This is a genomic window from Microvirga terricola, from assembly GCF_011777495.1.
Taxonomy (GTDB): Bacteria; Pseudomonadota; Alphaproteobacteria; order Rhizobiales; family Beijerinckiaceae; genus Microvirga; species Microvirga terricola.
Genome location: NZ_JAATJS010000002.1, coordinates 441125 through 455669 on the forward strand (window position 1 = coordinate 441125; position 14545 = coordinate 455669).

Annotated in this window: 19 protein-coding genes; 12 read left to right on the top strand and 7 right to left on the bottom strand. The window is 62.9% G+C overall.

The genetic code is table 11. The annotated features are described in order from the left end of the window. Positions 1 to 59 precede the first annotated feature (59 nt). From HB375_RS06480 to HB375_RS06495, 4 genes are all read left to right on the top strand, one after another. Positions 60 to 488, top strand: a complete 429-nt coding sequence (locus HB375_RS06480; protein ID WP_167672157.1) for a hypothetical protein — start codon at positions 60 to 62, stop codon at positions 486 to 488. Between the two features lie 65 nt (positions 489 to 553). Further along, positions 554 to 1150, top strand: a complete 597-nt coding sequence (locus HB375_RS06485; RefSeq protein ID WP_167672518.1) for a ribonuclease T2 family protein — start codon at positions 554 to 556, stop codon at positions 1148 to 1150. Between the two features lie 8 nt (positions 1151 to 1158). Then, on the top strand, positions 1159 to 2007 hold the full coding sequence (locus HB375_RS06490; RefSeq protein ID WP_167672158.1) for a 23S rRNA (adenine(2030)-N(6))-methyltransferase RlmJ: 849 nt from the start codon (positions 1159 to 1161) through the stop codon (positions 2005 to 2007). A 65-nt stretch (positions 2008 to 2072) separates the two neighbouring features. Beyond that, positions 2073 to 2675 (top strand): glutathione S-transferase, encoded by a 603-nt coding sequence (locus tag HB375_RS06495; protein ID WP_167672159.1) that lies wholly within the window; start codon positions 2073 to 2075, stop codon positions 2673 to 2675. Between the two features lie 60 nt (positions 2676 to 2735). Here the strand turns inward: HB375_RS06495 and HB375_RS06500 are convergent, their stop codons facing one another. Further along, positions 2736 to 3479 carry an outer membrane protein gene (locus HB375_RS06500; RefSeq protein WP_167672160.1) on the bottom strand — a complete coding sequence of 248 codons (744 nt, stop codon included), beginning with the start codon at positions 3477 to 3479 and terminating at the stop codon, positions 2736 to 2738. Positions 3480 to 3780: 301 nt separating this feature from the next. Here HB375_RS06500 and HB375_RS06505 point away from each other — a divergent pair, with 301 nt between their 5' ends. Then, on the top strand, positions 3781 to 4536 hold the full coding sequence (locus HB375_RS06505; protein WP_167672161.1) for an SDR family oxidoreductase: 756 nt from the start codon (positions 3781 to 3783) through the stop codon (positions 4534 to 4536). On the opposite strand, the gene pgeF is transcribed toward HB375_RS06505, so the two are convergent. The 3 genes from pgeF to lgt are packed head-to-tail and all read right to left on the bottom strand — an operon-like array spanning position 4526 to position 7233. Continuing rightward, entirely contained in the window at positions 4526 to 5293 is a 768-nt protein-coding gene (gene pgeF, locus HB375_RS06510; protein ID WP_167672162.1) for a peptidoglycan editing factor PgeF, read from the bottom strand. The two genes, HB375_RS06505 and pgeF, sit on opposite strands and share 11 nt — an antisense overlap. A 3-nt stretch (positions 5294 to 5296) precedes the next feature. After that, positions 5297 to 6373, bottom strand: coding sequence for a class I SAM-dependent methyltransferase (locus tag HB375_RS06515; RefSeq protein WP_343232359.1), 1077 nt, complete (start codon positions 6371 to 6373; stop codon positions 5297 to 5299). Continuing rightward, the gene (lgt, locus tag HB375_RS06520) at positions 6370 to 7233 is read right to left on the bottom strand and encodes a prolipoprotein diacylglyceryl transferase (RefSeq protein WP_167672163.1); all 864 of its coding nucleotides are present in this window, start codon (positions 7231 to 7233) and stop codon (positions 6370 to 6372) included. The genes HB375_RS06515 and lgt overlap by 4 nt, the downstream gene beginning before the upstream one ends. 128 nt (positions 7234 to 7361) lie before the next feature. Between lgt and HB375_RS06525 the strand changes: the two genes are divergently transcribed. From HB375_RS06525 to HB375_RS06550, 6 genes are all read left to right on the top strand, one after another. Further along, entirely contained in the window at positions 7362 to 7610 is a 249-nt protein-coding gene (locus HB375_RS06525; RefSeq protein WP_167672164.1) for an accessory factor UbiK family protein, read from the top strand. Positions 7611 to 7894: 284 nt separating this feature from the next. Then, positions 7895 to 8395, top strand: coding sequence for a type III secretion system chaperone family protein (locus tag HB375_RS06530; protein WP_167672165.1), 501 nt, complete (start codon positions 7895 to 7897; stop codon positions 8393 to 8395). Between the two features lie 69 nt (positions 8396 to 8464). Then, positions 8465 to 9292 (top strand): pyrroline-5-carboxylate reductase, encoded by an 828-nt coding sequence (gene proC, locus HB375_RS06535; RefSeq protein WP_167672166.1) that lies wholly within the window; start codon positions 8465 to 8467, stop codon positions 9290 to 9292. A gap of 70 nt (positions 9293 to 9362) precedes the next feature. Beyond that, positions 9363 to 10058 carry a TetR/AcrR family transcriptional regulator gene (locus HB375_RS06540; protein ID WP_167672167.1) on the top strand — a complete coding sequence of 232 codons (696 nt, stop codon included), beginning with the start codon at positions 9363 to 9365 and terminating at the stop codon, positions 10056 to 10058. Positions 10059 to 10076: 18 nt separating this feature from the next. Beyond that, entirely contained in the window at positions 10077 to 10436 is a 360-nt protein-coding gene (locus tag HB375_RS06545; RefSeq protein WP_167672168.1) for a tRNA-binding protein, read from the top strand. Beyond that, on the top strand, positions 10436 to 10849 hold the full coding sequence (locus HB375_RS06550) for an NUDIX domain-containing protein (protein WP_167672169.1): 414 nt from the start codon (positions 10436 to 10438) through the stop codon (positions 10847 to 10849). Before HB375_RS06545 ends, HB375_RS06550 begins: the two co-directional genes overlap by 1 nt. Here HB375_RS06550 and HB375_RS06555 read toward each other — a convergent pair. Genes HB375_RS06555 through HB375_RS06565 form a run of 3 tightly spaced genes read right to left on the bottom strand, consistent with a single transcriptional unit; the run spans position 10838 to position 13461 of the window. After that, positions 10838 to 12196 (bottom strand): ATP-binding protein, encoded by a 1359-nt coding sequence (locus HB375_RS06555; RefSeq protein WP_167672170.1) that lies wholly within the window; start codon positions 12194 to 12196, stop codon positions 10838 to 10840. The two genes, HB375_RS06550 and HB375_RS06555, sit on opposite strands and share 12 nt — an antisense overlap. Then, a complete protein-coding gene (locus HB375_RS06560) occupies positions 12193 to 12912 on the bottom strand; it encodes a response regulator (protein ID WP_167672171.1) in 720 nt (239 codons plus the stop codon). Before HB375_RS06560 ends, HB375_RS06555 begins: the two co-directional genes overlap by 4 nt. Positions 12913 to 12942: 30 nt before the next feature. Next, complete coding sequence (locus HB375_RS06565) at positions 12943 to 13461, bottom strand: MarR family winged helix-turn-helix transcriptional regulator (RefSeq protein ID WP_167672172.1); 519 nt, start codon at positions 13459 to 13461, stop codon at positions 12943 to 12945. 162 nt (positions 13462 to 13623) lie between these two features. Here HB375_RS06565 and HB375_RS06570 point away from each other — a divergent pair, with 162 nt between their 5' ends. Beyond that, on the top strand, positions 13624 to 14514 hold the full coding sequence (locus HB375_RS06570; protein ID WP_167672173.1) for a branched-chain amino acid aminotransferase: 891 nt from the start codon (positions 13624 to 13626) through the stop codon (positions 14512 to 14514). Positions 14515 to 14545 lie beyond the last annotated feature (31 nt).

Here is a 14545-nt window from a genome sequence, read left to right on the forward strand (position 1 = left end):
TTCCGCTATGCCGCCCAAATGGTCCTTCATAGGACCCACTGACAGGTCGGAGCGGAACGATGAAGAAGCTGGTGGCTTTGGTATCCTGCTTGGCTGTGAGCGCTCCGGCCCTGGCCCGCGACATTCTTCCGGCAGAACAGCGCTATCCACGTTATCACGCCTATCTGCCAGGCTGCGAGGATCCAGACGTCTTGTCCAACATCGCCTCGCGCTTCGGCACGCAGGAACGGCGGTTCTGGAACTCGCTCGCCATCGTCGGCTTCGAGAGTGTCGGCGAAGTGGCGTGGCGGCCCTGGGGGCTCGACTACATTCCGCGCCGGTTCTGCTCCGGCACGGTGCTGACCTCGGACGGCTACCGGCGGCGGATCAATTTCTCCGTCCGCGAGAGCCTGGGATTTATCGGGTACAGCTGGGGAACGGAGTGGTGCATTGATGGGCTCGACCGCTATTATGCGTTCGCCCCGCATTGCAAACAGGCTCTGCCTTGACCTTTTACCGTTCTCTCGCCGCCCTCGGTTTTCTCCTCCTGTCGCTGACCGCTACCGCGCAGCCGATGCAGGAGGTGAGGGGGGCGCCCTCAGGCGCTTTCGACTTTTATGTCTTGTCCCTGTCCTGGTCGCCCGGGTATTGCGAAACCACCGGCACCACCCAGGGGCGCAAGCAATGCGCCGAAGGCAACAATCTCGGCTTCGTGCTGCATGGATTGTGGCCTCAGAGCGAGCGGGGTTATCCGAGCTTCTGCGAGCCGAGCGGCCGCTTTGTGCCGCGCGCGGTGATCGAGGACATGCGGGGGCTGTTTCCCGACGACAACCTTGCGCGCTACGAATGGCGCAAGCACGGAACCTGCAGCGGCGAGAATCCACGCGCGTATTTTCGCGCCGTACAGCGCGCGCGGGACTTTATCAAGATTCCGGAAGCCTTGACGCGCCCGCAAAGCGACACCAAAGTCATGCCCATCGAGATTGAGCGCGCCTTTGTGGAGGCTAATCCCGGCCTGCACCTCGACATGATGTCGGTTTCCTGCCCGCGGCGCATCCTTCAGGAAATCCGCATCTGCCTCAATCGCGATCTTCGCGGCTTCCACCAATGCCCGCAGGTCGATCGCGAGGGATGCCGCGCCGAGGAAATCACGATCCCGGCCATCCGGTAAGGACTTTTATGAACTATCGTCACGCCTTTCACGCCGGCAATTTCGCCGACGTCATGAAACACGCGCTTCTGGTGCGGATCATCGCCTATCTGCAACGGAAAGAAACGCCGTTACGGGTCATCGACACCCATGCGGGCATTGGGCTCTACGACCTTGCGGGCGATGAATCCGGGCGGACAGGCGAATGGGTCGACGGAATCGGGCGGATCGATGAGGCACTCACCCCCGATGCGGAAGTGCTTCTCGCGCCCTATCGCAAAGTGATCGCCGATGTGCGCGCGCGGCACGGCGAGACGGCCTATCCCGGCTCGCCCGCGATCATCCGCGAAATCCTGCGGCGGCAGGACCGGGGTGTGTTCGTCGAGCTGCATCCCGCCGACTACAAGGTGCTGAGCGACGCCTTCAACGAAGTCACCAATCTCAAGGTCCTGCATCTCGACGGATGGACCGCGCTTCACGCGCTGATCCCGCCGAAGGAGAAGCGCGGTCTCGTGCTCATCGACCCGCCTTATGAGAAGCCGAACGAACTGGAGCGCCTGGGCGACGAGCTTCTCGCCGCCGTGAAGAAGTGGCCGACGGGCGTTTATGCGGGCTGGTATCCGATCAAGGCTCTCGCCCCGGTCGATGCGGTGGCGGCGCGGCTTCACGCGGAATGTCCGCGTCCGGGCCTTCGCCTCGAGCTTCTGGTGGACGATCCGCGCGATGCGACGCGGCTCAACGGCAGCGGGCTCTTCGTGATCAATCCACCCTGGTCCTTGCGCGAGGAAGCGGAGACGCTGCTCCCCGCTCTCGCGGAGCGATTGTCGCGCGGTGCTTATGGCGGCTATCGCTGCGAGGCGTTCGGGCCGAGCGCATAAAATCGTTGCCGGTTGATGCTTGCGGGTCCATGAAGGGAGCCTTCCTTTTGGCAGGACTCTCTCGCATGCTTACTCTCCGCACCTCGCCCGCGTCTCCTTTCGGCCGCAAGGTCAAGATCGCCGCGGCTCTTCTCGGATTGTCAGACAAGATCGAACTTGTAGACGCCGACACAACGAGCCCGACCGACACGCTCCGCCAGCAGAACCCGCTCGGGAAAATCCCGGCGCTGATCCTGGAAAACGGCGAGACGCTGTATGACTCACGCGTGATCGTCGACTACCTCGATCACCTCGCCGGTGGCGGCGTGATCCCCACAGGGTGGGAGCGTTTCGCGGCTTTGCGTCAGCAGGCGCTCGCGGACGGCCTCATGGATGCCGCGCTGCTCCAGGTTTATGAGGGCCGCTGGCGCGCTGAAGACAAGCGCGAGCCGAAATGGGTCGAGCATCAGCAGGGTAAGGTCCAGCGCGCGCTTGACTATGCGGAGGCGCATCTCTCCACGCCGAGCACCACGATCCACATTGGCCACATCACGCTCGCCTGCGCGTTAGGCTATCTCGATCTGCGCATGGCTGGAAAGTGGCGCGAGAGCTATCCCAAGCTCGTGGCGTGGCTCGCCGATTTCGAGGCGCGCGTACCCGCCTTTGCAAAAACAAAATTCACGGCTTGATCCATGAAAAAAGGCCCGGGTTTCCCCGGGCCTTTTGCTGATCGCTGACGCGATACGATCTTAGTAGGTGTTGAACTTGTAGTTCAGGCCGGCGCGGACGACGCCGAACTCGTTGTTCTTCCGATTCTCGAAACCGAACGTATTCACGGTGTTCAGGAAGAGGAAGTCGTTGTTGCGGTTCCGCTCGAGGCTCACGAACAGACCTTCGAGCCGCGCGGTCAGGTTGTTGGTGAAGGCGTATTCCACGCCGCCGCCGACCGTCCAGCCGGCGTTGGTGTTGTTGTTGTTCCCGAAGAAGTCGTTGCCGCCGCCGGTGTCGCCATAGGCGAAACCACCGGTGACGTAGAGCAGCGTCCGGTCAAAGGCGTAACCCGCGCGGGCGCGGACCGTGCCGAAGAAGTTGTTGCCGTTGTTGTTATTGCGGAGGCCGAAAAAGTTCGGGTTGTTCACGAACAGGAAGTCGTTGTCGCGGTTGTTGCCACCGAGGTCCGCGAACTGGATATCGGTCTCGAGGCCGATGACCCACCCGCCGACCTGGTAATTGTAGCCGATCTGGCCGCCGCCGGTGAACCCGCCGTTATTGCCGCCGCCGGTGTTCACGAAGCCGACGCCGGGGACGAAAACGTCATGATTGTTGTTGTTGCTCCAGGCGCCACCGGCGTTCACGCCGACGTAGAAGCCTGTCCAGGTGAAGATCGGAACGACAATCGGAGCGGGCGGGGCGGCCCGAACCGGAAGATCAGCAGCCGCTGCCGCCCCGGCGAGGCCGAAGAGAGCAACACTGGCAAGAAGGAATTTCTTCATGGTCTCATTCCTATCGATGTCTTGGTCGATCGGGCCGGAAGACTTTTGTCTCAGGCCAAATCCGACGACGAGGTCAATATAGAGCGGAAGCCTCATGAGAGCTGTGACATGACAACCACAGAGCGAAATCCTACTATGGCAGCATTGTGGCGACAAGTTGTAGTTTATTCCCCTTTGGCATTACGCGGATTCCTAACGCTTAAGGTCGCATTTGGTTCGGTGCGGCGTAGAAAAAATGTTCTTTTCTGGGCAATTGGACCATAATGCAAGAGAGTTACATTTGGTAAACGAGGGGAAACATATGGGGCAGGTGGCGCTGATTACTGGCGGTGCACGACGAATCGGCCGGTGCATCGTCGAGCGAATCGCTCGCAGCGGTTATGCCGTCGCGATCCACTGCAACCGGTCATCGGATGAAGCCGAGCGGATTGCCGCCCGCATTCGCTCCGAAGGGGGTAGGGCTGTCGTCGTCCGGGCCGATTTGGCGGACGCGGTGGCGGTGGCTGAGTTGGTCGAGCAGGCCGTTCGGGCGCTTGGGCCTTTGACTCTTCTCGTCAACAACGCCTCCGAGTTCGAGCCCGACGAGGTGCTAACCCTCGACGAGGCGCGATGGGACCGGCACTTCGCCGTCAACCTGCGCGCACCCGCCTTTCTCGCGCGGGACTTCGCCGGTCAGCTTCCCGCCGATGCGGAGGGCTGCATCATCAACATCGTCGATCAGCGCGTCTGGAAGCCGACGCCGCAATTCTTCTCCTACACGCTGACGAAGGCGGCTCTGTTTACCGCGACGCAAACCATGGCGCAGGCGCTGGCTCCTCGCATTCGCGTCAATGCGGTCGGGCCCGGTCCGACATTGGCCAATGAACGGCAGGAGAGTGAGGACTTCGCAAAGCAGAGCGCCGCCGTCCCCCTCGGGCATGGCGCGACGCCGGAAGAGATTGCCGACACCGTCCTATTCCTCGCAAGCGCCCGCAGCATCACGGGGCAGATGATCGCCGTCGATGGCGGCCAGCACCTCGCCTGGCAGACGCCGGACGTCGTAGGCGTCAGGGAGTGAGGGTGATCGCCGAAATCAGCCGCCCGTAATCGGGCTCATTGCGATGCGTCGTGCGGCGATAGCTGAAGAAGTAATCCTCGTTCGTGTAGGTGCAGAGCCCGAGGTTCGCGAATTCCGCAATGCCTGCCGCCTCAACGCGCATGCCGATGAAGCCGGGAAGGTCAAACATCGCGTGGTCTGCCCGCTCGCTCGGCATGAAGAAGCGCTTGTAGTCGGCGCTCGCATCGGTGAAGCGCGTTACGAAATCAGGTCCGACCTCATAGGCCGCCTGACTGATCGTGGGTCCGAGCACCGCGACGATCTGCTTGCGCTTGGCGCCCAAGCTTTCCATCGCTGCAATCGTGCTTTCCAAAACGCCGGTGAGCGCGCCGCGCCAGCCGGCATGGGCGGCACCGATCACCCCCGCATGCGGATCAGCGAAAAGGATCGGACCGCAATCGGCCGTCGTAACTCCCAGCGCGAGGCCCGGCACCGCTGTCGCCATGCCATCGGCCTTGGGCCGCTCCGCAGGCCATGGTCCTTCGACGGTCACCGCATCCGGCGAATGGACCTGATGCACGCTGATGAGCGCGCTCGAGGCAACGTCCAGATCTTCCGCCATGCGGCGGCGGTTCTCGGCAACATTCGCGGGATCATCCGATGAGCCGAGGCCGCCATTGAGAGACGCATAGATCCCTTCCGACACGCCGCCTTGGCGCGTGAAGAACGCGTGATGAATGTTGGGATAGGAGGCGAGTTCGGGCGCTTCGATGAACATGTTTCACAGTCTCGCCTGGAGAGGGGCCAGTCCGGGCACGGCTTCGATGTCGGCGTGGCTTATCGCCAAAACCTTAAAGAGCTCACCCATCTCCGTCGGCCCGCGCGCGGTGAGGCGCGAAAGCGCACTGTCGATGTCCGCCGCTTGCGCAGGCGTCGCGCGCTGCTTCAAGGCGGCGGCGCGTGCTGCGATGCCGAGCGCGTCGAGAAAGTCACCCTGCATCGCCGGGCCGTGGATGCGAACGCGGTTCCGTCCGGCTGATTCCGCGATGTGGTGAAAATCGACATGCGTCGTCAGGTCCGCCTCGCCGGGTTCGTAGAGCGGATCGTGATAGTCATGTCGCTTCAGGGCCTGAAGCGTGTCGCCAAGGACCGGGCCCCAATAGCCGTAATCGATGATGAGCGCCGCGCCGCCTTCGTTCGCGAAACGATGCGACAGGCCCTTCATCAGATCGATGGATGCCGCTGGCCATTCGAGAATGGCGCCTTCGTGCGGCGGTTTGCCGAGCGCTGCCTCTGGCTCTGGTCGCAAGCCGAAAACGAAGCGGTCGTCATTAAGCCCGACGAGCCGTTCGCACCAGCCGCGATCCGTTGCCTGAAACTGGCGCACGGGCAGGGCGTCGAAGAACTCGTTCGCCACCAGAAGGGCAGGGCCTTCGGGGACGTCCTCGATCCGCGTATGCCAAGTGACGTGAAAGCCGGACGTGGCGAGCATCTGTCGTTGCCGCTCGTGCAGGCTCGAGCTCGTCTCCACGAGATGCACGGTCACCGAGGATTGGAAATCCGGGATCAGGCGCGTCGCGCGTAAAAAATCCGCCATCAGCGTGCCGCGTCCGGGCCCCAGCTCGATCAGGCGGCAGGGGGCGGGGCTGCCCATGGCCTGCCAGATCTCCAGCATCCAGAGGCCGATCAGTTCGCCGAACATCTGGCTGATTTCGGGCGCTGTCGTGAAGTCACCGCCCGCGCCGAGAGGATCGCGCGTGTCGTAGTAGTGCCGGAGGCACATGCTCATGTAGCGCTCGACCGTGATCGGCCCCTCGAGGGCGATCAGGTCGCGCAACTGGTCCGCAAACGGTTTCACGCCGATGCCAGTGTCGCCGGGCGCGTGGTGCCGCGCGCGGCGATCCAGATGACCGCGATGCCGAGAAGCGCCATTGGGAAGGACAATAGCATTCCCATGGTGATGCCACCGCTCAGCGCCTGGACGGTCGTGCCGAACAGGAAGCCCAGCTGCTCATCCGGCTCGCGGAAGAACTCGCACGCGATGCGTGCGATGGAATAACCGAGGATGAAGATGCCGCCGACAAGGCCCGGGCGGCGGAAGCCGAAGCGGTTCGCCGCAAAGGCCATGACGATGAAGAGGATCAAGCCTTCGCCGAACGCCTCATAGATCTGGCTCGGGTGGCGCGGGATCGGCCCTGCATGCGGAAACACGATGGCATAGGGGAAGTCGGGCGCGGGCCGGCCCCACAATTCGCCATTGATGAAGTTGGCGATGCGCCCGAAGAACAGGCCGATGGGCGCGACGACCGAGACGAGATCGAGCATCGCCAGCGTGTTGAGGCCGCGGGAGCGAGACAGGAGGATGACGGCCAGCGTTGCCCCGATCAGGCCGCCATGGAACGACATGCCGCCGCGCCACACCGCCAGGATTTCGAGCGGCTCCGCGAGATAGGCGCTCAGGTTGTAGAACAGCACGTAGCCGAGCCGGCCGCCGAGCACGACGCCAAGCGCCACCCAGACGACGAGATCGTCGATGTCGAGTGGCTTGGGCTGCCGTAAGCCATCCCACAACCGGGTACTGGCCGCGAGGCGCTTGGCGTAGAACCAGCCTCCCAAAAGGCCCACCACATAAGCCAGCGCGTACCACCGGATCGCGAAGGGGCCGATGGAGATGGCGACCGGGTCGATCACGGGAAAGGAGAGGGCAACGAGAGGCATGGGTGATGAAGCCTTTCAAAACGCGGAGCCATTGGACCCGAGGCACAGGGATCGTCAACCCTGTTGCAGTTTGCCTTAAATGAGCCCACATGTGGGCGAAACCACCCCATTCGATGACGGACGCATCCATGACCCAGTCTTCCAACCGGATTTTCGACGAACTCGCTCGCCTGGCGACGGATGCCGCCGGTGCCGCGCAAGGGGTCCGGCGCGAGGTCGAGACCGTGATGCGAACCCAGATCGAGCGCCTCATCAAGGACATGGACATCGCCACTCGCGAAGAGGTCGAGGTGCTGCGCGAGATGGTTGTCGCCGCACGTGAGGAAAATGAGCGCCTCGAGGCGCGGATCAAGGCTCTGGAAGAAAAGCAGGGCTGAGCCGAAGGCGGGGGGCCTTCGCCGCCGTCACGAGCCATCCTCCCCCAAGCACTCCCCCTATTCGCTAAGCGCAGACGGGCTGCTGTGGACAGGGCGAAGCGGCGCATTGTGAGCCAGATCAAAATCTAAGACTGTCGATTCATGAGCTGATTCTCGTTTGGAGCGGGGGGAAGTGTCGAATACTCAGCGTATTCGGTGGTTTTCATTCGATCTGCGCCTGAATTTACGTAACGCTATTGCCTGGGTGCGTTCATTGTGCGGGCGATTGAGTTCTCTGGATCAACATGCCGCAGCTTCTCATCGAAATAGAGCGTTCCGAGCATCCGCTCGATATTGTCGAGCGCCTGGCCGCGCTGCGTGACTGGATTTTCGATCGGGCGGAAACGGACGAGATGTCCGTGTCGGTTTCGGGGCGGTGGGCGGATTATCACATCGCCTTCACCTGGATCGAGGATGTGGAGGCACTGCATGTGGCCTGCGCCTTCGATCTGAAGGTGCCGGAGCGGCGTCGCCAAGATATTCTGCAGCTCATTTCTCGCATCAACGAGCAGCTTTGGGTCGGCCATTTCGATCTCTGGAGTTCGGAGAACGTGGTGATGTTCCGCCATGCGCTGCTTCTGGCCGGCGGCGCCGAGCCGACGCATGGGCAATGCGAGGCGGTTCTGCGCGTCGCGGTGGATACCTGCGAGCGCTATTTCCAGGCCTTCCAGTTCGTCATGTGGGCAGGCAAGTCGCCCCGCGAGGCGCTGGACAGCGTGCTCTTCGAGACCGAGGGCGAGGCCTGAGGCGGCCTCGACAGGGCAGGGCGGAGATGGCTACAGTTTAAGCCGCTTTTATTCCCCTGCCAGGTCCCCATGACGAAACCCTCCTCACAACTGCCTTCCTCGCTGACCCTTGTCGGAGCCGGAAAAATGGGCGGCTCCATGCTGGAGGGATGGCTCGCCCTGGGGCTGCCGTCATCCGGCGTGACGGTGATCGATCCGCGTCCCTCCGAGGAGGTGTCTCGGCTGTGCGGCGAGCGGGGAATCGCGCTCAATCCGGCACAGCCGCCCGTGTCCGAGGTGCTTGTCCTCGCCATCAAGCCGCAGATGCTGGACGAGGCGGCGGGGCGGCTCAACGGCCTTCTGGGGCCGAAAACGCTCATCGTTTCGATTCTCGCGGGCAAAACCATCGGCGACTTGAAGAGCCGTCTGCCGGCGGCCACCGCCATCGTGCGCGCCATGCCAAACCTGCCTGCCAGCATCGGGCGGGGGGCGACGGGGGCCGCCGCCAGTGGCGAGGTCACGGACGCGCAGCGCAGCACGGCGGACGCGTTGCTTCGCGCCAACGGTATCGTCGAATGGCTGCCCTCGGAGGACCTGATCGATGCGGTGACCGCCGTTTCGGGCTCTGGCCCCGCTTATGTCTTCCATCTGGTCGAATGTCTCGCGGAGGCGGGCACGGCAGCGGGCCTGCCGCCGGACCTCGCGCAGCGCCTCGCACGGGCAACCGTGATCGGTGCGGGCGAGTTGCTGTTCCAGAGCGGGTTGTCGCCGGAAACGTTGCGGCAGAACGTGACCTCGCCCGGCGGCACGACCGCGGCCGCGCTTGGCGTTTTGATGGCCGAACCCCACGGCCTGAAGGCGCTGATGCGCGATACCGTTGCTGCGGCAAAGCGGCGTGCGGAGGAACTTGCGGGCTAAGCGACCCATGTTCGTTCGCCGGCGGAGGCCTAGATTAAAGCTCTTGAGAGGCTGATCGAGGAGGAGTGCCATGACGTCCGAAGCTCATGCCAAGCGCAAGGCGATTGTCGAAGCCCTCATGGATCTGGCCTCGCGGCGGCGGTGGTCCGAAATCGAGATCAAGGACATCGCGCAGGCGGCAAACGTTTCGCTTGCGGAATTCAGCGACGCTTTCCCCTCGAAAGGCGCGGTGCTCGGCGCCTTCTCGCGCCAGATCGACCGCACGGTTCTGGAGGGCACGACCGATGAGCTTGCCAAGGAACCGCCGCGCGATCGCATCTTCGACGTGATGATGCGCCGCCTCGATGCGCTGGCGCCCTACAAGCCTGCGCTGCGGCGCATCGCCAAGGAACTTCGCTTCGATCCGCTTTCGCTGGCGGCGCTCAGTCGCGCTGCGATCAATTCCCAGCGGTTCATGCTGTCCGCCGCCAACATTTCGACGGAAGGCCCCCTCGGAGCGCTAAAGCTGCAAGGGGCGGCTCTCGTCTTCGCCAAGACGCTCGATACCTGGCTCCACGACGACGATCCGTCTCAGGCCAAAACCATGGCGCGGCTCGACAAGGAGCTTCGCCGTGGCGAGCGCATGCTTGAACGCGCCGACGATTGCCGGCGTTTGACGGCCCCGTTCCGGGCGTTCGGCCGGGCTGTCATCGAGAGCTGTGGGCCGCACAGGCGCAGAGGGCGCACCAAGGACGGTGAAGCCGAAAATCCGGCGGCAACGATTTAAGAGATTAAAGGGGGCACAATGGATCAATCCAGTTCGGCGACGCCGCAGATCGCGTTTGGCGATTTTCTGAAAGTCGATATCCGGGTCGGCTGCATCATCGCCGCCGAGCCGTTTCCGGAGGCGCGCAAGCCCGCGTTCAAACTGACCATCGATTTCGGGCCCGAGATCGGCACGAAGCGCTCGTCGGCGCAGATCACGGTCAATCACTCGCTTGAAAGCCTCATCGGCCGTCAGGTTCTCGCCGTGGTGAATTTCCCGCCGCGCCAGATCGGGCCGTTCATGTCGGAGGTCCTGACCCTCGGCGTGCCGGACGGTAATGGCGAGGTCATGCTGATCGGGCCGGATCGCGACGTGCCGATCGGGGGGAGGCTTTATTGATGCGGGATATCGCGCAAGGTGTTCTCGCCGACGCTGAAGGGCGCGTGCTCCTCGGCTTCCGCGCCGAGCACAAGCTCTCTTATCCGCATTTCTGGGACCTGTTCGGCGGCCATGTCGAAGAGGGAGAGCCGATTGAGCAGGCGCTGGTGCGGGAGTTCTTTGAAGAGCTCGGTATCGTCGTGACACGGTTCCGCCGGCTCGGGCTAAGCATCGAGCCGAAGCCTGAGGTGAACGGCCCGAAGACCTACCATACGTTCGTGATCGAAGCGTGGAAGGGAAAGCCGGAGAACGTGAGCGGCGAGCACACGGTCATCGAATGGTTCACGCCGGCAAAAGCCCTTGCGCTCGAAACGTTGACCGACCCCGCCCGTGAAGCCATCGAGACGTGGAGGGCTCTGCCTTCAGGCCGGTAGGCGTACCGTCGCGCGCAAGCCGCCTAACGGGCTGTCGCTCAAGGAGATGTCGCCGCCGTGGGAGCGTGCGATGTCGAGCGCAATGGCGAGGCCAAGGCCGGAGCCGCCTTCATCCTGATTGCGTGCCTCATCCAGTCGCACGAAGGGCTTGAACACTTCGTCGCGCATCTCAACGGGGATTCCCGGCCCGTCATCATCCACATGCAGCACGAGCCACCGGGTTTCGTGGTTGGCGGAAATCGAGATGTTCTCGCTATGCCGCGCCGCATTGGCGACGAGGTTGAAGAGAAGGCGACGGAACGCGTCGGGGCGCACTGTGATGATGGGATCGCCGACGATATCGAGATCGGTCGGCTGGCCCTGGCGCTCCGCGTCGGACTGAACCTCTTCCAAGAGCACGCGCAAATCCGTTTGAATCGCCTGCTCGCCGGTGTCGCCGCGCGCGAAGGCGAGGTAGCCTTCCAGCATCCGGCTCATCTCATCCACGTCGCGCTTGAGATCCTCTACCTCCGGCGTTTGCTTGATGAGAGCAAGCGATAGCTTGAAGCGGGTGAGGATGGTGCGCAGGTCGTGACTCACGCCGTTCAGCATGGTCGTGCGCTGTTCCATGTTGCGCTCGATGCGCCGCTTCATCTCGAGGAAGGAATGGCCGGCTTGGCGAACTTCGCGCGCACCGCGCGGACGGAACTCGATCTCGCGCCCCTTGCCGAGCGCTTCGGCTGCTTCCGCCAGACGCAGGATCGGGCGGATCTGGTTGCGCAGGAAAAGGATCGCGATGCCGAGAAGCACGAAGGAAGAACCGCCCATCCAGACCAGGAAGATGTGCGAGTTCGACGCATACGCCTGACTGCGCCGCGCGATCACGCGCAGCACGTTGTCCTTATCGAGCTTGACGCGAATTTCGATGTAGTTCGATTGCCCGACCGTATCCATCCAATACGGCCGGTCGATCTGGCGGCGCAGTTCTTCCGAGAGCGTTTCGTCGAGGATCGAGAAGAACGGCTTCGGTCCGGGCGGCGGTAGATCGGTGTCGTGCAGAACGTCGACGTCGAGCTGCAGGCGATCCGAGGCAATGCGCTGCAAGGTCGTGGCATCCGCATCCTGCGGATAGCTGTCGTAGATATCGACGAGTGCTGCGATATCCGCCGTCACCGCCGAGGACAGGCGGCGGGTGACGAGCTGCCAGTGGCGTTCCATGAACACATAGGCCACGACCGATTGCAGCAACAGCACGGGCGCGATGATGATGATAAGCGAACGGGCATAGAGCCCCTTCGGCAAAAACCGGCCAAACCACCGCGCCGCGCGGTCGAGCGGGGCATAGTTGAAGAGCGCGCCGATCTTCATCGATCGACGAGAAGGCGGTAGCCGACACCGCGCACGGTTTGGAGGAAGATGGGGTTCGCCGGATCGATCTCGATCTTGCGGCGCAGGCGGTTGATCTGGACGTCGACCGTGCGCTCGTTTGCGGCGGCTCCGTTGCCCGAGAGCGCCTCGCGCGGAACGTTGTCGCCTGCTTTCGTGCCGAGGATCGTCAGGATCTCGCGCTCGCGTTCGGTGATGCGCACAATCTCATCCTCGCGCCGCAACTCGCCCCGGTCGAAGTGGAAGGAGAACGGTCCGAAATAGATCATCTCCGGCGCGTTGCCGGCTCCGTCACTTGGCGTAGCGATGGCGCGCTTCAGGATGTTGCCGAGGCGCAGGAGAAGTTCGCGCGGCTCGAAGGGTTTGGACAGGTAATCGTCGGCGCCGATTTCGAGCCCTGTCACCCGGTCATCCGCATCGGCGCGCGCGGTGAGCATCAGAATGGGGATTTGCGAATGCTGGCGCAGGCTGCGGGCATAGTCGAACCCCGTCTCGCCCGGCATCATCACATCGAGGACGAGGACGTCGAAGACGAAGCTCTCGGTTTTCGCCCGCGCCTCGGCGGCGCTCGCCGCCGTCGTCACACGATAGCCGTTCTCGGTCAGGAAGCGAGCCAGGAGGTCGCGAAGCCGCCGGTCGTCGTCGACCACGAGGACGTGCGGCGCGTGATCGGGAATGTCGATACGGGTGGCTTCCATTCGGCTCAGGCTTCTATCGGGTCCTGTTTATCAGGTTTTTCCGGCCCCGAATACGAGGCGCTCCACATGCTCGCGGTCGTCCGGGTCGATGACGCGCAGAAGGTAGCTGCTGACCAATTCCTTCGCCTCCGGTTCCAGATCGGCCAACGCGCCCAGGATGCGGCGCGTCTGCAATTTGGCGAGCTTCAGGGCCAAATCATGGCCTTGGCCCGTTACATAGAGCAACCTTTGCCGTCGGTCAGACGTTCCCATACGGCTTTCGACGAAATCCTTTTCGATCAGCTCCTTCAGCACCCGGTTGAGGCTCTGCTTGGTGATGCGCAGGATGTCGAGAAGCTCGGCAATCGTCAGGCCCGGCTGCCGGTCGACGAAGTGGAGGACACGATGGTGCGCGCGCCCGAAGCCATACTCGTCAAGAATCCGGTCCGGATCGCTGACGAAATCGCGATAGGCGAAGAAGAACAGTTCGATAAGGTCATAGGCGGGCAACTCGTCCAAGAGGTCCTTGCCAAGTGTCGGGGAGTGTACAGCCGGGATCGCGTCAGGCACCGTCCTTAGTCCATTTTATGTCAGCCTTGTTGACATATCTCAGGACGATTGTTACTCGTCAAGGCGCTTCCGTGAAATGAATGAACTCGAAACCGCACGGAGGCGCGCCGGAAATTACAAGGCCCCGGCGAGCCAGAAGGCCGATATCCAAGGAGAAAAACGATGTCCGCGACCCCCTTCGATCAACGTGATGGATGGATCTGGTATGACGGGCAGATCGTACCGTGGAAAGAGGCCAAGATTCACATCCTTTCACACGGCCTCCATTACGGATCGAGCGTTTTCGAGGGCGAGCGCGCCTATGGCGGCGAGATCTTCAAATCCACGGAGCATTCCGAGCGCCTGAAGAAATCCGCCGAAATCCTTGATTTCGAGATTCCCTACACCGTGGCCGAGATCGACGCGGCCAAGCGCCTGGTGATCGAGAAGAACGGGCAGACGGATGCCTATCTGCGTCCCGTCGCCTGGCGCGGCTCGGAAATGATGGGCGTCGCGGCGCAGCACAACAAGATCCACCTCGCCATCGCGAGCTGGGAATGGCCGAGCTATTTCGACCCGGCTCAGAAGATGAAGGGCATCCGCATCGACATGGCGGATTACCGTCGTCCCGATCCGGCAACCGCGCCCTCCACCGCGAAGGCGGCGGGCCTCTACATGATTTGCACGATCTCCAAGCACCGCGCTGAGCGCCGGGGCTATGCCGACGCCCTGATGCTCGACTGGCAGGGCCGCGTGGCCGAATGCACGGGGGCGAACGTGTTCTTTGTCCGTGACGGCGCGGTCCACACACCCATCGCCGACTGCTTCCTCGACGGCATCACCCGCCGTACGGTGATCGACCTCGCCAAGCGGCGCGGCTTCGAGGTGCAGGAGCGCCGGATCATGCCGGAGGAGCTGTCCAGCTTCAGCGAGTGCTTCATCACCGGCACAGCGGCCGAAGTGACCCCGGTGTCCGAAATCGGGTCTTACACCTTCAAGCCCGGCAACATGACCAAGACGCTCATGGACGACTACACCGCCGAGGTGCAGCCCAAGAAGGCCAAGGCCGCCTAAACGGCCATAAGATCGCTTTCAGAAAAATCCC